This is a genomic window from Brevibacillus sp. JNUCC-41, assembly GCF_014844095.1.
GTDB classification, from domain to species: domain Bacteria; phylum Bacillota; class Bacilli; order Bacillales; family DSM-1321; genus Peribacillus; species Peribacillus aracenensis.
Window position 1 is genome coordinate 600,202 of record NZ_CP062163.1, and the last position, 20,021, is coordinate 620,222.

Here is a 20,021-nt window from a genome sequence, read left to right on the forward strand (position 1 = left end):
ATGAATTGGGCGTTTTTTTCAGCTATATATTATTAGGTTTATCACTGGCGGCTCCTATCGGTCCCATAAACGCTGCTCAATTGGACAAAGGAATCAAGAAGGGTTTTTGGCATGCCTGGATTTTTGGCTGGGGTGCCATTTTAGCAGATCTTGTTTTTATAGCCCTCGTCTTTTTCGGTGTCGTCCACTTTTTGGACAACTCCTTCATGAAGACATTTTTATGGCTTTTTGGATTTTTCGTCCTGACCTATACCGGGATCGAAAGTCTGCTAAGTGCAGGCAAGATTGAAGTGAATGCACGAAAAGCGAAAGACTCCCTTTTTTCTTCATTTCTGACAGGCTTCATCATGTCCCTTTCGAATCCTTTATCCATTTTGTTTTGGCTGGGCATTTATGGATCCATTCTCGCAAACTCCGCATCAAAATATGATATGGATCAACTACTTTTATACAGCTCAGGGATCCTAGTCGGCCTCTTAACCTGGGATTTCGCAATGGCCATCATCGCCAGCACCTTCAGACGCTTATTATCCAAACCCCTACTAATGGGCATCTCGATCGTTTCGGGTATATCCCTTATAGGGATTGGCATTTACTTTGCCATCCAAGCAGCCAAGGTTTTATTTACATAAGCATTTACTGGGTGAGTTCGTATAGAAAAAGACAGCCGATTTATTCGGCTGTCTTTTTCTATACAAACCTAACTTAAGGACATTTACTCATGAACTTTGTGCATTTACTCGTAAGTTCCGCGCATTTACTCGTGAGTTCCGCGCATTTACTCGTGAGTTTTGCGCATTTACTCGTGAATTTCGCGCATTTACTCGTGAGTTCCGTGCATTTACTCGTGAGTTTCGCGCATTTACTCGTGAATTTCGCGCATTTACTCGTGAGTTTCGGATTACGCTGCTTTTTTTGTTAGATGCTGCGTTCTTTTATTTGCTGGACCATTTTCTTGATGAACGTTTCTATTGCGACATTTTCAACTTCTTGTTCCCCGTATTTCCGGACATTCACTTCATTTTCTTTCTCTTCTTTATCTCCGAGAACCAGCATATATGGGATTTTCCCCATCTGCGCTTCCCTGACTTTATACCCGAGCTTTTCATTCCGATCATCAATTTTCACTCTTATGCCCAGATTCTTCAGTTCTTTTTGAACCTTTAAACAATAATCCAAATGAACTTGTGAGACGGGGATGATCTGTACTTGCACCGGGGCGAGCCATACTGGAAAAGCACCGGCAAAGTGTTCTATCAGGATTCCGAAAAAGCGATCGATCGATCCAAAAATGGCACGATGAATGACGACCGGACGAACTTTTTCATTATTTTCATCGATGTAAGTCAGATCAAATTTGTCGGGCATTTGAAAATCAAGTTGGATTGTTGCACATTGATGGCTTCGTTTTAATGCATCTTTAATATGAAAATCAATTTTCGGTCCATAAAATGCCCCGTCCCCTTCATTTACTTGATAATGTATCCCGATGCTTTCCAGAACATTTTTCAAGGCTGTTTCAGAAGCTTCCCAAAGGGAATCATCACCCATTGAATCCTCTGGACGCGTCGAAAGCTCAACGGAATACTCGAATCCAAAAGTGCGGTACACCTTATCGATCAGATGAAACACTTGTTTAATTTCACTTTCGATTTGATCCTGCCGAACATAGATGTGGGCATCATCCTGACAAAATGTACGGACACGCAGCATCCCGTTCAATGCCCCGCTATATTCATGACGGTGGACTTGACCGAATTCGGCCATTCGAATGGGTAAATCCCTGTAAGAATAAAGACTGTTTTTAAAAATGAGCATATGCCCCGGACAGTTCATTGGCTTCATCGCGAATTTTGTTTGATCCACCTCAGTGAAGTACATATTCTCATGGTAATGATCCCAGTGACCCGATTGTTCCCATAACCGCTGGTTCATCATGAAAGGAGTCCGAACTTCGTCGTAATCAGCTTCAGTCTGAAGCTCCCGCGAAAATTTCTCCAATTCATTTCTAACGATTTGCCCTTTCGGTAAATAAAACGGCATTCCAGGGGCTTCTTCCGAAAACATGAATAGCTCCAACTGCTTTCCTAATTTACGGTGATCGCGTTTGGCCGCTTCTTCCAGGAATTCAAAGTGTTCCTGTAGATCCTTTTTCTTTCGGAATGCCACGCCATACACCCTTTGAAGAACTTCATTTTGATTGTCTCCCCGCCAATAGGCACCAGATACATGAGTCAATTTGAACGATTTTACAAATGATGTGGATGGAAGGTGCGGTCCTCTGCAAAGATCGACGAATTCCCCCTGTTGATAGATCGTTAATTTTTCACCATTAGGGATGCTCTTTGCAATATCCAACTTGAATGACTCCCCTCTGCCCTCGAATAACTTCACAGCTTCTTCATAAGTCACTTCGACCCTTTTTATTTCTAGATTTTCACTTATGATTTGTTCCATCTCTTTTTCAATAGCTTGTAGATCTTCTGGGCTCAAAGGATGGTCTAACTTAAAATCATAGTAAAAACCATCTTCCACGACTGGCCCCATTCCTAATTCCACATCTCGGTACAATCTTTTCACTGCCTGTGCCAAAACATGCGCCGCTGTATGTCGTAATACTTGTAATCCTTCTTCCGAATCCAGAGTCAAGATCGACAGTTCGGCATCCTCATTCAGCTTGTGACATAGATCAACCAGTTGCTTGTCCAGTGTTCCTGCCACTGCCTTTTTCCTTAAACTTGAGCTGATGGACCCTGCCACGCCTTCCACTGTCATCCCAAGCGGATATTCCTTTTGCTGCCCATCCGGGAATTGAACTTTAATCATTTTTTCACCCATCACATAAACACCCCTTTTTTAGTAATAAAAAAACGCACTCATCCCTATGTAAGGGACGAGTGCGTTTACCCGTGGTTCCACCCAATTTCCCATAAGCAAGTAACACTCATGGCTCTGGAGCTTGTAACGCAGCTAGACGATATCAGTTACTTTTGTTCACCGATATTGCTCAAAGGCGGTAAATCAGTTTCCTAAGCCAGGAAGTTCGCAGCTAACCCTTCCCTCTCTGAAGACCGTAAAAATGATTCATGTCCTTATCATGGCACTAATTATAATAATAAAAAACGCACCCATCCCTAAGTAAGGGACGAGTGCGTTTATACCCGTGATTCCACCCAATTTCCCATAAGCAAGTAACACTCATGGCTCTGGAGCTTGTAACGCAGCTTAGACGATATCAGTTACTTTTGTTCACCGATATAGCTCAAAGGCGGTAAATCAGTTTCCTAAGCCAGGAAGTTCGCAGCTAACCCTTCCCTCTCTGAAGACCGTAAAAATGATTCATGTCCTTATCATGGCACTAATTATAATAATAAAAAACGCACCCATCCCTATATAAGGGACGAGTGCGTTTATACCCGTGATTCCACCCAATTTCCCATAAGCAAGAAACACTCATGGCTCTGGAGCTTGTAACGCAGCTTAGACGATATCAGCTACTCTTGTTCACCGATATAGCTCAAAGGCGGTAAATCAGTTCCCTAAGCCAGGAAGTTCGCAGCTAACCCTTCCCTCTCTGAAGACCGTAAAAATGATTCATGTCCTTATCAATGCTTCTAAAAATGTAAATGGATTTTTATATTGTTATATATATTACAATATATTCCCATAAGTGACAACCCCAATTTTATAATTCTCAGATTCTTGACCTGGATGAAAAATAAATCAAAATGAAAAACCCGTTCGCCATGACGGGTTTTTTGATTGATTCAATCTTCATCGACTATCGTTAGACTTGAATTCTTTATTCTAAGCCATAGCGTAAGTCCAGTGATCCAGAGAATTAGCGCGCATCCAAAGCCGAGCAAAGATAACGGTGCAAGGATTTGATGCTCCCCAAACATGACAGTGTCTGGCACAATAAGCAATGTGATAAGCGCCAATAAACAGAGAAGCACTCCTGTTGCATAGTAAACCTTGATTTGGAAAAGTGACGCCAAAGGTAAAAAATGAATCCCTACAATAATGGCGATGACTCCCGGTATAAGATCGGTCTGATTGATCAAGTTACAGATGACAATGGCAATCCCAATCAGCAAACCTTCGGCAATGAAGACCATATTAAACAAGAATCCGATACGCTTCAGACGCCTAGCCCCATCTCCTGAAACTTGATTGGACATTTTTTGTGATGCATGAATTAATGAAATGCCGCCGATAACCATTATGATTCCCACGAAGATGGCTGCGAGTTCCATGTAAGGAAACCCCCACCCCTGCAATCCCATTACACCGGTACCTGCCCACAGCGTACCGAAGAACGCCATGAAAATGACTCCAATTCCAGAACCGCGAAACGCCTCTTTCATCCTCATTTTCCTTTCATCCACAGTAATAAAAGTACATAGAATAATAGTATTGCTTACCCTCCCCAATTATTCAGCTGCAAAAAAAATGATTTTAATACCTTATTGCAAAAATCACCATACTGCGATATTATGATATTAATTAGTGATTGATTAATCACTAATTAATGAAATTATGGAGGATACCAATGGCCAGACCAAAAAAAGAGAACCGAAAAGATGACATTCTGGAAGCTGGTTTGGAGGTTTTTGCAGATAAAGGCTATTACAATACAACGACTGCCTTAATTGCCGAAAAAGCCGGCATCTCCCAGCCATATGTGTTTAAATTCTTTAAAACTAAAGAGGAGTTATTCGTAGCGGCCCTGGATCGGGCATACGAAAGGATCCTTGAAGCTTTTAAAATTGAAACAGGACCCGAAGACCTTGTTAACCATATGATCCAGGTATATGAAGAATTGACTGAATCCAATCCCAATGAAATTGCCTTGCAGGTCATAGGACTTTCAGTGACGGAAGACGCAATAAGAAATTCTACGCAGAAAGGGTTAGCAAGCATTAGAAATCACACACTTGAAAAATTTCAATCTGCCGGAATTCCGAATGCAGAGGACCAAGTGACCACCTTCCTGGCGAGGGGGATACTTTGCAATATTTCCCACTTCATCAATATGCCCGAGCTTATAGATGGCGGGGGCAGGTAAGAACCGATTTTCATCGGTTTCTTATTTTGAATGTTTATTTAGTGATTGATCAATAAATTAAAAGGGGATGTAAAATATGAAGAAAGCTATTGTGTTAGGAGCAACTGGCGGATCAGGTCAAGTCATTGTTTCAGAATTGTTATCAAGGGGCACAGAAGTCATTGCTTTCGGGCGTTCAAGAAGTAAGCTAGAGCGATTAATGAAAGAGCATGATCATTCGCAACAATTATCATACAGAATCGGTGACATCTTTGATTACAAAACCATTGTTGAGGCTGCAGAAGATGCGGAAGTCATTTTCCAATGTGCCAACGTTCCCTATCAAGAGATGGCTTTAAAACTCCTTTTACTTGGGGAAAGTGTCATGAAGGCAACCGATATTTTAGGTAAGAAGATTGTCATTGTAGATGGGATATATATCTATGGGCACCAAGTTGCGAAAGGAGATGAAAACCATCCAAAACAGCCGCATACAAAAAAAGGGCAAATCAGGTTGGAATTCGAGAAACTCATATTCAGCCAAAAATGGAAAAATGCCAGAGCATTGATTGTCAGGCTGCCAGACTATTATGGCGCTACCTCACAGAACTCCTACCTTCAGCCAACATTGAATGGACTCGCAGCAAATAAAACGACCGTCTTTATCGGGGACTTAAAAACACCAAGAGAATATGTCTACTTACCTGATGCAGCAAAAATGATCGTGGAAATAGCAGAAAAAGACAACTCCTATGGAGAAAATTGGAACATCCCTGGGCCTGGTCTGATTTCCGGAAACGAAATCATCCAAATTGCCCGTCAGGTAACGGGACAGAAAAAGATGGTTCTTCCCCTTACAAAAAACATCATTCAGATACTTGGCTTGTTCAACCCTTTCATGAAAGAAGTAGTGGAAATCATGTATTTAACCAAAGAAGGATTCATCCTGGATGGAGAAAAATATGAAAACCGTATCGGCCCCATACCTAAAACTCCATACAAAGAAGGAATGGAAGAAACAATGCGAACTTTAATGAGTTAATTGCCGTTTTCATCGATATATACTTATTTTCGAAGATATAACTGGATTTCGGAGATATAACTGGACTTCCGAAGATATATTTCTATTTTCGGAGATCTAACTGGGTTTTCGGAGATATATTCCTATTTTCGAAGATATATCTCCATTTTCGGAGATATAACTGGATTTTCATACAAATCCTCATAAAAAAACCTGAGTCCCAAAGGGATTTCAGGTTTTTATCTATTCATATCAAGCCACATCTGATTTATCAAATTGACAATCTTTTAATGATATTAATTTGGTCTTGTGATAAATCTTGTATCCTAACCAGATCGCCAGGAATATCGGTAATCCGATATAGGAGACAGCGACGCCATACCAGTCGATGCTGCCGCTTAGGAATGCTTGATAATTCTGCCCGGCAATGACTCCCATGCAAAGGACGAATGATAGGATCGGACCGAGTGGAAACCATTTTGCTTTATATTTCAATTCGTTCAGGTCACCACCCTGTGCAACATAGGCAAGTCTAAAGCGATAATGGCTGATGGCGATTCCAATCCAGGCGATGAAGCCGGTTAGCCCGGATGCATTCAATAGCCATGTAAATACATGGTCCCCAAAAATGGAGGTCAAGAAGGCGAGCCCGCCAATTAATGTCGTTAGTATCAAAGCATTCATCGGGATTCCCCTGCGATTGACTTTGGCGAGGAATTGGGGAGCTTGTTTATCTTTCGCCATCGACCATAACATCCGCGTTGATGCATATAGTCCCGAGTTCCCTGCGGATAGTAAGGAAGTCAACACGACTGCATTCATGACGGATGCCGCGAATGCAAGTCCTGCCCGTTCAAAGACAAGTGTGAAAGGGCTTACAGAAATGTTTTCTACATCCCCGTTCAGCAAACTTGGACTTGTATACGGAATCAAGAGGCCGAGTATCAGGATGGCTCCGATGTAAAATAATAGGATGCGCCAAAATACTTGGCGGATCGCATTCGGAACATTTTTTTCGGGATTCTCACTTTCCCCGGCAGCAATACCAACCAGCTCCGTGCCTTGAAAAGAAAATCCCGCGATAAGAAAGATTGAGATGATCGATAAAAATCCTCCCTTGAATGGTGCCTCGTCCATGGTGAAGTTTTCGAATCCAATCACCTTTCCGCCAAAAACCCCAAATATGGTCAATAAACCAATAATGATGAAGCAAATGATAGCAATGACTTTTATTAAGGCAAACCAATATTCAGATTCACCATAGCTTTTAATGGATAGGGCGTTGAGGGTGAAGACGATTCCAAGAAATAATCCACTCCATATAAGGCTGGGTACATCAGGGAGCCAGAATTTCATGATGATGGCTGCAGCAGCTATTTCCACGGCAAGGGTGACAGCCCAGTTAAACCAATAATTCCAGCCAAGTGCAAAGCCGAATGCGGGATCAACAAAGCGTGTGGCATAGGTGGAAAATGATCCCGACACAGGCATATATGTCGCCATTTCCCCTAAGCTCGTCATAAGGAAATAAACCATGATTCCAATGCAGGCATAGGCAGCAAGGGCACCACCGGGCCCTGCGCTCTGAATGGTTGCCCCGCTTGCCAGGAATAATCCGGTTCCTATTGAACCTCCAATGGCAATCATGGTCATATGCCTTGCTTTCAGTTTCCTTTTAACTGTCGGTTCTTGATTATCAATGAGATTCATGTCCATATGGTTCCTACCTCATTTTCTTTTAAAGTTAAAAGTTCAAGAAATATAAGAGTTTTTAACAATCGCTTTGTGAAAGTCTTAATAGTTCGCTTCACTTGCTGGGATCCTATCCAGTTTAATTGCCATTGCCTGGTATCGTCTCCCTATTCCCGGTCTGGGTGACCCCATCCTGCTCAGGCTCCATTCCACACCATTGAATTAATGTAAGGGCAATGATTTCGGCCGTGGAGAACACGTTGTCGAGCAGGATGTATTCATTTGGATAGTGTGCAACCTCGGTTACTCCTGGCCCGAAAACGATTGCAGGCGTTTCACCGACATGTGTCAGCAATCCCCCATCCGTTCCCCAAGGGGAGGCTTCAATGACAGGGTCCTGTCCGGCCACTTGCCGATATTGATGAACAAGCGCATTCATCAGTTCATGCTCTACATCAATTGCTCCTGGAACCCAGCGTGCCCCGAACCACTCCAATACGGGCGGGTTTTCCTTGAACCATTGGTCCACTTCCGCCAGCTGCAATAACCAGGACGCCATTTCATCCTTCGCCTGCTCCATCGTTTCCTCTGGCGCAACGCCCATCCTACCTTCGATTTTCACAAGGTCAGGGACGGATGACGGCCAATTGCCGCCTTCAATGACACCTAGATTAATAGGAATCGGAATAGGCGTGTTCTGATAAAGCGGATCACTGACACGTGCATTTCGCTTTTCTTCCAAGGCACGAATATGATTGATGACGGTCATGCTTTTTTCAATCGCACTAACGCCTTCATATCTTGTTCCTCCATGGGCTGATCGTCCTTTGACATGGATTCGGAACCACATCGAACCCTGCTGTTTCGGGAAGATCCTCATATTCGTCGGTTCAGGGATCAGGGCGGCATCTGCTTTATATCCCCTCAGGACGGCCGCCAGTGTTCCGGCACCGCCGCTTTCTTCTTCAATCACACTTTGAAAAATGACATCTCCTTTTAATTGGATGCCACTTTCCTTCAATGCCTGCATCGCAAGGATCAGCGATACATTTCCACCCTTCATATCGGTTACACCCCGACCAAACATTCTTCCATTTTTAATCGCTCCACTATATGGATCGTCGTCCCACTGATCCCGGTCACCATCCGGAACCACATCGATGTGTCCGTTCAAAATGATGGAACGTCCGCCGCCAGTCCCTTTCATGATACCTACCACATTGGGGCTGTTGGAAAATTCACTGCGCGGAGAATAGAAATAAGAATGCTTTTTCAGCTCGCTGCCGTCCGGTTCCCAACTATCGATTTGCAAACCCATTTCCTGCAGTTTTTGGGCGACGATGGCCTGTGCCCCTGCTTCATTTCCTTGCGTACTTGGGGCTTGTACCATTTTTTGCAATAGGTTTGTTCCTTCTTCCCGATGATCCTTGATCCATTGGTTTATCCGTTTTTTAATATCCGGCACCTTTATCCCTCCTTAATCTTGAATGCATATTTTCGACTTATTCAATCGTGTTGACGGCAGCATGGATTTTCAATGTCGCCTCTGTATTCCTTATCACATCATCCACGGTATATGGCGCCATGACTTCTTTCAGCACCACTCCCTCTTCTGTAACTTCCATGACAGCCATATCCGTAATGATTAAATCCACACTCTGCCTTGCCGTCAATGGGAGCGTACATGCCTTCAATATCTTCGATTCACCCTGCTTATTCACGTGATTCATCAGGACGATCACCTTTTTCGCTTTCTGGGCAAGCTCCATTGCCCCGCCCATGCCCGGCACCCGCTTTCCTGGGACGATCCAATTCGCCAAATCCCCTTTTTCACTGACTTCCAGGGCTCCAAGGATGGTGATGTCGATGTACCCTTTCCTGATCATTCCAAATGCTGTTGCACTGTCAAAATAGGAAGCTCCCATTACAGTGGTGATCGGGAACCCTCCTGCATTACAGAGGGCAGGATCTTCTTGCCCGGGATCAGGACTTGGCCCTGTACCGAGAACTCCGTTTTCCGCATGGAACATCACATGAATATCTTGAGGTATATGGTCGGCCACCAAGGTAGGGATGCCGATGCCTAAATTGACGATCAATCCGTCATGGATTTCCTTGGCGGCGCGTTTCGCGATGCGATTTCGTACATCTACTGCCATGCCCATTTCCAATTCACCCCTTTTGTCGGAATCACCATATCTACATAAATGCCTGGTGTAGCAATACATTCCGGATCCAATTCGCCTACAGGAACGATTTCCTCCACTTCCGCAATCGTAAAGGTTCCAGCCATCGCTACCAACGGATTGAAGTTACATGCAGTCTTGTCGTACACTAAATTCCCCAGCGAATCTGCCTTTTTGGCATAGACGATGCTGACTTCAGCCGTCAAAGCGGTTTCCACTAAGTATTCTTTTCCTTCTATCACCATCTTGTCCTTGCCTTCTTCGGCTATCGTACCAATCCCGACATCGACAAAAATCCCGCCTAAGCCTACACCGCCAGCACGAATCCGTTCGGCTAATGTCCCTTGAGGTGAAAATTCCACCTGCAGCTTTCCTTCAGTCATGAGCCTGCCGGCATTAGGGTTGGAACCGATATGCGAGGCGATCACTTTCTTTGCCCTTTCAGCAGTCACAAGCCGGCCAATGCCGATGTCAGGGAATCCAGTATCATTGCCAATCAAAGTCAATTCCTTAACGCCCTTGTCAAGAATACCCTGTACGAGCGTCGGAGGAGTCCCCACTCCGCCAAACCCGCCATACATGAGTGTGCATCCATCGGAAATATGCTCCAATGCTTCTTCCATGGTCACAATTTTGTTTTTCTTCGTAATGGCCTGCTTCATAACGTTCCTCCTAAATAGCCTGCATGTCCTCAATCAAACCTTCCGTGTGCAATTCTTGCTGCAACTCTTCGAGGGAAGCTTCCAGTATCTTGACGAGGGTATCGATTTCTTCATTTGTAATGATTAATGGCGGAGATATGATAACCGCATCGCCAGCGATTCCATCAATCGCACCTGCAGCAGGATAGATCAACAGCCCCTTAGCAAAAGCCTTATTGACAATCCTTGTGGTCAGGCCGATTTGCAAGTCGAATGGCGTTTTTGAAATCCGATTGGAGACAAACTCAAGCCCAAGGAGCAGCCCTTTCCCTCTTACATCACCAATGATGTCGAATTTTTCGGCCAATCCTTCCAGCTTCTTAAACAGATATTGACCTTTCTCTTCGGCTGCCTGGACCAGGTCATTTCGCTCAATGTAGGAAAGCACTTCCAATGAAACGGCTGCAGATAGCGGATTTGCACTATAAGTGTGTCCAGCCATGATTGATTTCGAACCTTTTAAAATGGGCTCCATGACACGGTCAGTAATCATCGTGGCTGCAATTGGCGTATAGCCGGCACTCATTCCTTTACCCAATGCGATGATATCCGGGGTGACTCCCCAGTGTTCCATTGCGAACATTTTTCCTGTCCGGCCGATTCCCGTCATTACCTCATCGGCGATAAAAAGAATGTCATAAGTTTCGCAGATTTCCTTTATCCTTTGATAGTAGCCATCCGGCGGTGTTACAGCACCAGCCGATGCACCGATTATCGGTTCTGCGATGAAGGCTGCGATATTCTCGGAGCCGACCCTTTGAATAGCTGTCTCCAGTTCATCTGCACACTTAAGCTTGCATCCGGAAGTTTCATTATAATGAGGACAGCGATAGCAGTAGGGAGCAGATATGCTAGGGAAATCCTCCAATAGCGGCACAAAGCGTTTTCTTCTTGGTACATGGCCTGACATCGACAAAGCGCCCATCGTGATCCCGTGATAACTCGTCCACCTGGATATGATGCGATTTTTTCGCTCGAACCCTTTTTCTTGCCAATGTTGTATCGCGATCTTCATTGCCGTTTCGGTCGCTTCCGAGCCACTATTCACAAAAAATGACCAATTCAAATCCCCTGGAGCCAACTCACTCAGCTTTTTTGCCAATGCCTCTGCGGCTCGACTCGTAAAATGAGATCTATATGCAAAAGAAACCTTGCGGGCCTGCTCCGTCATTGCCTCGACAACGTCCAATACACCATGGCCTATACTTGCTGTGACCGCTCCTGATGAGCCGTCTATATACTGTTTTCCATCTATATCATAAAGGTAAATTCCATTCCCATGAGAGATAGTGGGATAGTGATGATCCAAAGTGGGCTTAATCAAATGATTCCGTTCCATTTCATCTCTCCTTTTTCACGTTCGTACACACTTCTCATTATCTATTAATCAATTAAGTTCTGAAAAGAAACCGATTCTACCAACTAAAAGGTTCATCCTGAATCAGGATGGATTCGGTAGGGCAGCCTTCCATAGCATCTTGCATGTCATCATGCAGGATCTCAGGAACTTCGGCAATCCCCTGATTATCGTCCAGGATGACGAAAGCGATCCCTTGATCGTCATAGTCATAAATCTCGGGTCCTGTTGCACCGCATGCCCCGCATGCAATACAGGTTTCTTTATCAACCCATGTGTATTTAGCCATAGAAACAATCCTCCTACTTGACGGATAAATCTTTACCCCAAATATTCATGTCCTCATACTTATCCCAAATATTGCAATTCTTCGTTAATCGGCCTCCATATTCATATCCCAGCTGATGAAAGACTGCGTTCATGCCCATTGACAAGGATCGCGCCAAAGAATAAGAGCAATAAATGTTTTTCCTGAACAATTCTTGTTCCAAAGCGGAGATGAGCACCTTCATGAAGCCATGCTTTCGATGTTCGGGAATCGTTGCACAGTCCGTCAATTCAGCATTGTGATACATCTCATTCACTTCAGCGGATGCAGCACTCACGATGGTTCCTTCATATTCGATTACACTAAAGATCGTGCCTTCCTCCATCACTTTCTTGATATATCGCTCATCATTCATCGGCGTAGGATAGGTTTCAAAAATGGCACCATATAACTTCGCCAGCTCTTGTGCATCATCAACCGTAGCAAACCGGAGGATATAATCCTCAGGAATTTGCTGAGATTCCATCACCCTAGGAACCTTGCTTATCTCTTGGATGACTTTATCTTCCTTGACCCAAAAGTCGCTCGTTCGCCTTTCATCCGTCAAATAGAAAGCCATGCAATAGGCATCATTCCCTTTGAAATACTTGCTCAATATGCCTTCCAGCATGAATCCTTGACCCAATGCCGCTGATAAATCTTCATTTCTGGCCTTAAGTATCACTTTAGTGAAGCCCTGCTCCTTTGCGATGGCAAGGGCCCGATCGATCGCTTTTTTGACATTTCCCCGATAATCATCCATGCGTAAGCGCTGATTGGCATGATCATGATAGAGTTCCATCGTATAACAATCCCCAGTCTCCACTTGGGTGAAAAAAGGCAGCTTTTGAACAGGCATTACGTCCCCCCCTTATTTAAAGAATTCGGGAGAAGAGATGCATATCATCCGCTTCTCCCGGCATTCTATTTCCAATTGAATAATTTTTTGACAGGTGCCTGAAGAAGCTGATCATACGTGAACTCATCAGGATATTCACTCACATCATATATAGACAAGGCTTCATCCACCTTTTGATTCATCGAATCGGACACATAGATTCCACACTCAGGACAGTTCACGGCTGGAACTTGAAGGACTTTTATCGAGCGTTTCCCGTCAGGCATGATCCAGTAACAATCCTTCTTTTCACTTTCTTCCACGTTCGGGGCGTTGCACCACAAGCAATCCATCTTCATTCCTCCTTGCCATCGGATTTAACCGAGCCACTAACGGCCATGGCGTTCTTTTTTTCTTGAGCTAGCCTTAATTTTTCCTTCATTTCATCCCGTTTATCACGGCGATCCTTCAAGGAAGCATGTTCATCAGTGCTTTCATACGATTTTCTCTTGTCAAGACGACGAAGGCCCTCTGGCACCAAATTGAATTTCTCGTCCGTCATGAGAGCAGAAATCCCGACGGCTTCTTTCCTATCCGCCGTACCATACACTTCATCAAAGTAAGCATCCGCACTGCCGGCAACATAATTCTTTGGCTCCGGATAGCTTGTGATAACTCCTTCAAAGTTCCGTAAAACGACTTTATCCGGACTTTGCGAAAGAAGGTAATTCGGAGTCAGGGCAATCTTTCCGCCTCCACCGGGAGCATCCACCACAAAGGTCGGCACTGCATATCCTGATGTATGGCCGCGCAGAGCTTCAATGATTTCCAGCCCTTTTGAAACCGGCGCCCGGAAATGGCCAATCCCTTCAGATAGATCACATTGATAAATGTAATAAGGTCTTACCCTTGCTTTTACACAGTCATGCATAAGCTTTTTCATGATATGTACACTATCGTTGATTCCAGCCAGAATGACTGCCTGATTACCAAGCGGCACTCCTGCCATCGACAGCATATCACATGCTTTTTTCGCTTCATCCGTCAGTTCAAGTGAATGATTGAAATGCGTATTCAACCAAATCGGATGATATTTTTTCAGAATATTACATAAATTTTCTGTAATCCTTTGCGGGAAAACGACCGGTGCACGTGTTCCAATCCGAATGATTTCCACATGCGGGATGGCACGTAAGTTACTCAATACGTATTCAAGAATCTTATCATTGATCAGCAGGCCGTCTCCACCAGAGATCAGCACGTCCCTTACTTCCGGAGTGTTCCGGATATATTCAATCGCCCCGTCAAGCTGCTTCTTCGGAACACCCATGCCAACCTGACCTGAAAAACGGCGTCGCGTACAGTATCTGCAGTACATGGAGCATTGGTTCGTTACAAGGAATAGAACGCGATCCGGATATCGATGCGTCAATCCCGGAACAGGGGAATCCTCATCCTCATGCAGCGGATCCTCCAAATCATATCTAGTCTTGTTCATTTCTGCCGAAAGCGGTACCGACTGTAAACGAATCGGACAGCGAGGATCATCGGGATTCATCAATGAAGCATAATAAGGCGTAATGTTCAACGGAATCGTTTGAGTCGAAATCCGGACTCCTTCCTCTTCTTCAGGTGTCAGGTTAACGACCTTTTTCAGATCATCCAGTGTTTTAATCGTGTTTGTCAATTGCCAGAGCCAATCATTCCACTGCTCTTCCGTTACATCTTTCCACAATTCGATATCATTATAATGCCTGCGTCCACCTAGGTATTCTTTATGTTTTACATCCATTCCCATCAAATTCATTTAAAATGCCCCCCTTATTTTAAAAGCTTATACATATACTCTCGCAAGAATGATGCCAACACGAATAACAAGGTAAACATAAGCAAAAGGGGGCAAACCGAGCTTAAAGTCGCAAGAAATTTTTCAATACGCATGATTTTTTGCAGCCAATTTCTTTGCGCCATGCGAAAAAAGAGGGTCTCTTTTCACAAGAGCCCTCTTCAAGTTACATGATCAAGAAAGTGGCAGCGTTTCCAAAAAACCTGAATTTACTTCGATTCCTTCGATCCCGCCGTATAAACTTTCTCAATGCCGTACTTGTTTAACTTATATTGCAGCCCCTGTCTTTTAATATTGAGGGCTTCTGCCGTTTTGCTAATATTTCCGTTATATTTCTCGAACATCTTGATGATCATTTCCCTTTCCATTTCTTCCAGAACGACAGGTAAATCAATCTTGTCCTGCAATGGGGAATGATGGCTCTGCGCATTTGCTGCAGCATAATTTCCTGAAGGGAAAAGATAAGCGGGAAGATGATGTTCATCAATCATATCTTCCCCTGCGTCCATGACGTTAAAGGTCAACTCGATGGCATGTCCCAGTTCACGAATGTTCCCTGGCCATTGATATTGAAGAAGCCGCTGCATCGCCTTTTGACTGATCCCGCGCACTTCGGTAAAAAATGATTTGTTGAACTTTTGAATAAAGTGATTGACGATCTCCGGAATATCCGTTTTACGCTCCAAAAGAGAAGGCATTTGGACCGTCACGACATTCAGGCGGAAAAATAAATCCGAGCGAATGATTCCCCGCTCCAACGCCTCTTCTGGAGATATGTTCATCGCAGCAATGATCTTAACATTAACCTTCTGCTCCTTCGAACCTCCAACACGGCGCACCTCACCTTCCTGAAGCACTCGCAGCAATTTTGCCTGCAGACCGAGGTCGAGGCTATTCAGCTCATCAAGGAAAAGGGTTCCGCCATTCGCCTGCTCAAAAATGCCCATGCGATCCATCGCTCCGGTAAAAGCCCCTTTCGTCGTGCCGAACAGCAGCCCCTCCATCAATTCCTTTGGAACAGCTGCACAGTTCTGCGCGATGAAAGGCTGATTTCTCTGAGCACTTACATTATGTATACTTTGGGCGACCAGTTCCTTCCCTGTCCCGGTGGGTCCATAAATCATCACTGGGGAATGTGTACGGGCCGCTTTTTTCGCCAATGAAATCGCTTGCTGAAAAGCAGGGCTACTACCAATCAAATCACTAAAATGATAGGTCGCCGTCCCTTCAGAGAACTTGCTTTTCTTATGGGTCTCGACCAGCTGGGAACGCAAATCGACAATTTGGTCGTACATATTCATGACCTTCGTAATATCCTTTGCGATTTCCACTGCCCCTATAATTTCACCATCCTCATACAGAGGATACGTACTATTGATCGACGTTATTTTTTTCTCTTTTACATTGACATATGTTTGAATGGACTCAATCGTTTCATTGCCTTTTTCCAATGCTACATGCAGCGTACTGGATTCATCAGTCAATGAAGGATAAAGCTGAAAAATATTCTCCCCCAGCACCTGTTCACGATCAAGCCCGTCGATATGTGCCATCATTTCATTGTAGAATACCGTATCCCCATCCTTATTCACGATATGGACACCCACATTGATCACATTCAATATCCATTCAAATTGAGTGGAAAACTGATTTACTGAAGATTTCATTTCTTCATCTCCGTTCTCTGTCATTTGATAGAATCACCTGTAAATTATAGCATTTAATGGGAAACATTCATCTCATTATTCTTATAAGATTAAAACTTCAACAAAAAGGCAATAGATTAATAAGTTCAACTAAAGGAATATCGCACCAAGCCAAGAAAATTAATTAAGAAAAATTAAAATTCAGGGGTGAGTCGGATTTCAGAACGAAGCAAAAAAATGAAAATAGAAATTAAACCGTGGGAAGATACAGACCTTGCATTACTTTTTCAACTAAATGCCCCAGAAATGATGGAACACCTTGGCGGAACAGAAAATAATGAACAAATCCTGAAACGCCATCAACGGTATCTACAGATTGGGGATAAGGGGTGCATGTTTAGCATCAACTTGTTTCCGGAGGCAGAGGCAGCCGGTTCCGTTGGCTACTGGCAAAGAGTGTGAAATGATGAATATGTATACGAAATCGGCTGGAGCGTCCTCCCTTCCTTTCAAGGAAAAGGAATCGCATCTCAAGCCGTGAAGGCACTGATAGAGAAAGTCAAAGCCGAACGAAAATACAAATACATTCACGCTTTCCCTTCGATCAATAATCCTGCATCAAACGCAATTTGCCGCAAGCTCGGCTTCAACCTCATCTCCGAATGTGAATTCGAATACCCGCCAGGGAGCTTTATGAGATGCAATGATTGGTGCTTGGAACTTATCTGACAATGGCTCATTACCATTAGGATAGTAGTAAATGAAAGAGAAATTTGGATTGTATAGGATTAAACTCAACAGTTAAAAAGTTTATCAACATTTTTAATTGAAAACTTAGAACTCCATTCATTTGAGTGACAAAAGCCCACTCTCTCAATCAAGGGAGACTGGGCGTTTTATAGCTCTTTTTTGTTTGATAACTTGGAAAACACTTGAGTTATTTATTAAGTAAGTAAAGGCGTATTAATTCAAGAATCCAAATTGTTCTAAATTTTTTAAGTAATATTGAAAATACTCATCTGTAATGTCAGTTGGATACTCTGCGACGCCCCTTTGAATAAGTGAACCTACAATCAATGCATTTAAATAACTATTCAATTTCTCACACTGGTCTCTTACAATAAACTCCGAAATGTATCTGCCATCTTTGCTTTCGAAGAATATATCGATTCTTCTACCTTCTTGTTCATCTAATAGTAACTGGTTGTAATTCCATTCGGTTTTTTTTATTTTTTTCTCATTAAGCGGATTTTCGCGATTATCCAGCACTTGTTCATTGTGGTATCGTCTTTCTTCGTTTGAAAACAGTTTATTTAACACCGATGGATCATCTATTACAAGACATGTGAAAATCTTAGAGTATTCTAATTGGTCATCATTGACTAAATCTAGCACTTCTTTTTTTGAAAATTCTCTAGCTTTGAATTTAGATAAAATACGGTCAACGACCTGTTCCTTGGTTAACGATAGTTCATCTTGCCTGTATAGGTATTGTTTATATAACTTTTCGTAATTGTTCATTGTTTACCCCCTGCGTTTATTTGACGGGTCCACCGTAAAAAGCATGAGCTTTCGGAGTTCGCTTATAAGGGTGCCAATGCCAGTAATAACCTTTTTTAGGTTTACCGTTAAGTTTGTCAACCTCATTTATTGGTTTTCCATTCTTATTAGCCGAAGATGCAACACCTTTTGCTTGATTACTAGAAGTAGACCACGTATCATTCTTCGACTTTATTCTAGCAACTGCCTTAGACTTTGATAAGCCCTTACCAATATATACTCCACCCTTTTTAACAGTTGCAGCAAAATGATAATAACTCTTGGATTTATTGGCTTGAGTAGCAATTACAAAAGCTGTTCCACTAACAATTATCATAGCTCCTGTATGAAACAAAGCAGTTAGAACAGCAGGTGACATAGCAAGTCCAATTGGTATTAAGAATGCCAATGACGGTACGCCTTCTTATCAATAATTCTGCATCAAACGCAATTTGCCGCAAGCTCGGCTTCAACCTCATCTCCGAATGTGAATTCGAATACCCGCCAGGGAGCTTTATGAGATGCAATGATTGGTGCTTGGAACTTGAATGAATTCTTTAGATGATTAGCGGACTTGTGCAGGAAGGATTATTCCAGGGTAAGTCGAATCATGACGGGTTTAGGTGAATTATTTCCCGGGAAAGTCGAATTATTCCCAGGGCAGGACGGATTGCATCCTATCCGACAACATCCATATAGCTGGAACTGCTTAATCCCGCTCTTCTTTTTGGTGTCTGTCTAAAAGGATAATGAACCTGAATAGGAAGTTTTATATCTTAATGATGGTTAGGTTGATTCCCTGATTTTAAGTTTGGTAGGCAATTTAATAATGTCCCGCTTTAATTCCAAATCATCATTAAAATATTTTATTAATTCTATTACAGTGCATTGTCCTAGTTCCATAATTGGTATATCGATTGTGGTTATGGTGGGGGTTGTGACTTGGCAAATCGATTGATTATCATAACCAACTATAGCTAGGCATTCCGGTATTTTGTAGCCCAATGTAGTTGCCTTTTTAATAATTCCTGCTGCTACCTGGTCATTTCCAGTAAATAAGGCAGTAGGTTTTTCTTTTAATTTTACTATTTCATCACAAATACGGAATCCATCTTCAATATTAAATCCATGTCCAAATATCCAGTCATCATTATGTAGTAAATCATTATCCGCTAACGCTTTTATAAATCCCTCTTTTCTTTGGCCCTGAGCCTGACTATAAGAAGTATCGTAGCAAAAACCTATCTTCCTATGGCCTTTTTTTATTAAATGATTTACCGCTTTGTAAGTCGCTTCAAATTCATCATAACCAATAATTGGTATAGAGGCGGAATGATGGTATTCATTACACAGTAAGATTGGGCCATATTTCAAATAAGGCTTTATTACATTCCATTCATTTTCTAACGCTCCTAAAATAACTCCATCTACTTCTCTATTCTTTAATTTTCCCATAACATCCAATTCATTTTTCGAATCATAAAAGGTTTGAAAAATAAGAACTTTATAATCATTTTCCAATGCCGCTAGAGATACCCCTTTAACCAATTGGGCAAAGAATGGATGATCGAATCTTGGGACTGATAGTGCAATGGTTTGGGTTTTATTTGTCCTAAAATTCCGGGCAAGTGAACTTGGTGCATAATCAAGTTCTTCCATGACCTTTAAGATTTGTTCCCTTTTTTCTTTTGATACATATGGATGATTATTCAAGACTCTAGATACCGTTGTTTTAGAGACATTACACATCTTGGCTATTTCGCTAATTTTAGTCATTTGATCACATCCTTGTAATAAGTGGTTGACATGTTACCGATTTCAGAAGTTATTATTAAACCGTT

The 20,021-nt window shown here is 42.8% G+C and carries 18 protein-coding genes, 2 pseudogenes and 3 other annotated features; of the genes and pseudogenes, 5 read left to right on the forward strand and 15 right to left on the reverse strand.

The features are described 5' to 3' along the window. Positions 1 to 5: 5 nt before the first annotated feature. Positions 6 to 632: a LysE family transporter gene (locus tag JNUCC41_RS02935; RefSeq protein ID WP_192206301.1), complete on the forward strand. Its 627-nt coding sequence runs from the start codon at positions 6 to 8 to the stop codon at positions 630 to 632. Positions 633 to 918: 286 nt separating this feature from the next. Here the strand turns inward: JNUCC41_RS02935 and thrS are convergent, their stop codons facing one another. Beyond that, complete coding sequence (gene thrS, locus JNUCC41_RS02940; RefSeq protein ID WP_428834137.1) at positions 919 to 2,826, reverse strand: threonine--tRNA ligase; 1,908 nt, start codon at positions 2,824 to 2,826, stop codon at positions 919 to 921. A 60-nt stretch (positions 2,827 to 2,886) separates the two neighbouring features. Beyond that, positions 2,887 to 3,108, reverse strand: a binding site (T-box leader). A 30-nt stretch (positions 3,109 to 3,138) separates the two neighbouring features. Continuing rightward, positions 3,139 to 3,363: a binding site (T-box leader), on the reverse strand. Between the two features lie 30 nt (positions 3,364 to 3,393). After that, positions 3,394 to 3,618, reverse strand: a binding site (T-box leader). Between the two features lie 149 nt (positions 3,619 to 3,767). Then, on the reverse strand, positions 3,768 to 4,373 hold the full coding sequence (locus JNUCC41_RS02945; RefSeq protein WP_192206303.1) for a DUF7010 family protein: 606 nt from the start codon (positions 4,371 to 4,373) through the stop codon (positions 3,768 to 3,770). Positions 4,374 to 4,552: 179 nt separating this feature from the next. Between JNUCC41_RS02945 and JNUCC41_RS02950 the strand changes: the two genes are divergently transcribed. Continuing rightward, positions 4,553 to 5,068 carry a TetR/AcrR family transcriptional regulator gene (locus JNUCC41_RS02950; RefSeq protein ID WP_137020560.1) on the forward strand — a complete coding sequence of 172 codons (516 nt, stop codon included), beginning with the start codon at positions 4,553 to 4,555 and terminating at the stop codon, positions 5,066 to 5,068. 76 nt (positions 5,069 to 5,144) lie between these two features. Continuing rightward, a complete protein-coding gene (locus JNUCC41_RS02955) occupies positions 5,145 to 6,089 on the forward strand; it encodes an SDR family NAD(P)-dependent oxidoreductase (RefSeq protein WP_192206304.1) in 945 nt (314 codons plus the stop codon). A gap of 231 nt (positions 6,090 to 6,320) precedes the next feature. Here the strand turns inward: JNUCC41_RS02955 and JNUCC41_RS02960 are convergent, their stop codons facing one another. The 10 genes from JNUCC41_RS02960 to JNUCC41_RS03005 all read right to left on the reverse strand — a co-directional run bounded on the left by JNUCC41_RS02960 (position 6,321) and on the right by JNUCC41_RS03005 (position 16,686). After that, a complete protein-coding gene (locus tag JNUCC41_RS02960) occupies positions 6,321 to 7,784 on the reverse strand; it encodes an amino acid permease (RefSeq protein ID WP_228467506.1) in 1,464 nt (487 codons plus the stop codon). 115 nt (positions 7,785 to 7,899) lie between these two features. Beyond that, entirely contained in the window at positions 7,900 to 9,225 is a 1,326-nt protein-coding gene (locus JNUCC41_RS02965) for a peptidase (RefSeq protein ID WP_192206305.1), read from the reverse strand. 37 nt (positions 9,226 to 9,262) lie between these two features. Beyond that, positions 9,263 to 9,925: a 3-oxoacid CoA-transferase subunit B gene (locus JNUCC41_RS02970; RefSeq protein ID WP_192206306.1), complete on the reverse strand. Its 663-nt coding sequence runs from the start codon at positions 9,923 to 9,925 to the stop codon at positions 9,263 to 9,265. Further along, positions 9,910 to 10,608, reverse strand: a complete 699-nt coding sequence (locus tag JNUCC41_RS02975) for a CoA transferase subunit A (RefSeq protein ID WP_192206307.1) — start codon at positions 10,606 to 10,608, stop codon at positions 9,910 to 9,912. The genes JNUCC41_RS02970 and JNUCC41_RS02975 overlap by 16 nt, the downstream gene beginning before the upstream one ends. A 10-nt stretch (positions 10,609 to 10,618) precedes the next feature. Further along, positions 10,619 to 11,986 (reverse strand): aspartate aminotransferase family protein, encoded by a 1,368-nt coding sequence (locus tag JNUCC41_RS02980; protein ID WP_192206308.1) that lies wholly within the window; start codon positions 11,984 to 11,986, stop codon positions 10,619 to 10,621. Between the two features lie 76 nt (positions 11,987 to 12,062). Then, on the reverse strand, positions 12,063 to 12,293 hold the full coding sequence (locus tag JNUCC41_RS02985) for a ferredoxin (protein ID WP_076364212.1): 231 nt from the start codon (positions 12,291 to 12,293) through the stop codon (positions 12,063 to 12,065). Between the two features lie 13 nt (positions 12,294 to 12,306). Beyond that, positions 12,307 to 13,170: a putative beta-lysine N-acetyltransferase gene (ablB, locus tag JNUCC41_RS02990; RefSeq protein WP_192206309.1), complete on the reverse strand. Its 864-nt coding sequence runs from the start codon at positions 13,168 to 13,170 to the stop codon at positions 12,307 to 12,309. A gap of 65 nt (positions 13,171 to 13,235) precedes the next feature. Next, positions 13,236 to 13,502 carry a YokU family protein gene (locus JNUCC41_RS02995; protein WP_192206310.1) on the reverse strand — a complete coding sequence of 89 codons (267 nt, stop codon included), beginning with the start codon at positions 13,500 to 13,502 and terminating at the stop codon, positions 13,236 to 13,238. Between the two features lie 2 nt (positions 13,503 to 13,504). After that, the gene (gene ablA / locus JNUCC41_RS03000; protein ID WP_192208015.1) at positions 13,505 to 14,941 is read right to left on the reverse strand and encodes a lysine 2,3-aminomutase; all 1,437 of its coding nucleotides are present in this window, start codon (positions 14,939 to 14,941) and stop codon (positions 13,505 to 13,507) included. 263 nt (positions 14,942 to 15,204) lie between these two features. Beyond that, positions 15,205 to 16,686, reverse strand: coding sequence for a sigma-54 interaction domain-containing protein (locus tag JNUCC41_RS03005; protein ID WP_228467508.1), 1,482 nt, complete (start codon positions 16,684 to 16,686; stop codon positions 15,205 to 15,207). 171 nt (positions 16,687 to 16,857) lie between these two features. Between JNUCC41_RS03005 and JNUCC41_RS03010 the strand changes: the two are divergent. Next, positions 16,858 to 17,370 (forward strand): annotated as a pseudogene (locus JNUCC41_RS03010) (GNAT family N-acetyltransferase). 234 nt (positions 17,371 to 17,604) lie between these two features. On the opposite strand, the gene JNUCC41_RS03015 reads toward JNUCC41_RS03010, so the two are convergent. Together JNUCC41_RS03015 and JNUCC41_RS03020 are read right to left on the reverse strand one after the other, a co-directional pair. After that, positions 17,605 to 18,162, reverse strand: coding sequence for a hypothetical protein (locus JNUCC41_RS03015; protein ID WP_192206311.1), 558 nt, complete (start codon positions 18,160 to 18,162; stop codon positions 17,605 to 17,607). A gap of 16 nt (positions 18,163 to 18,178) precedes the next feature. Beyond that, positions 18,179 to 18,589: a hypothetical protein gene (locus JNUCC41_RS03020; RefSeq protein ID WP_192206312.1), complete on the reverse strand. Its 411-nt coding sequence runs from the start codon at positions 18,587 to 18,589 to the stop codon at positions 18,179 to 18,181. A 17-nt stretch (positions 18,590 to 18,606) separates the two neighbouring features. Between JNUCC41_RS03020 and JNUCC41_RS26595 the strand changes: the two are divergent. Further along, positions 18,607 to 18,732: pseudogene (locus tag JNUCC41_RS26595) on the forward strand (GNAT family N-acetyltransferase); the annotation flags it as partial. A gap of 234 nt (positions 18,733 to 18,966) precedes the next feature. Here JNUCC41_RS26595 and JNUCC41_RS03025 read toward each other — a convergent pair. Further along, positions 18,967 to 19,956 carry a LacI family DNA-binding transcriptional regulator gene (locus tag JNUCC41_RS03025; protein ID WP_192206313.1) on the reverse strand — a complete coding sequence of 330 codons (990 nt, stop codon included), beginning with the start codon at positions 19,954 to 19,956 and terminating at the stop codon, positions 18,967 to 18,969. Positions 19,957 to 20,021 lie beyond the last annotated feature (65 nt).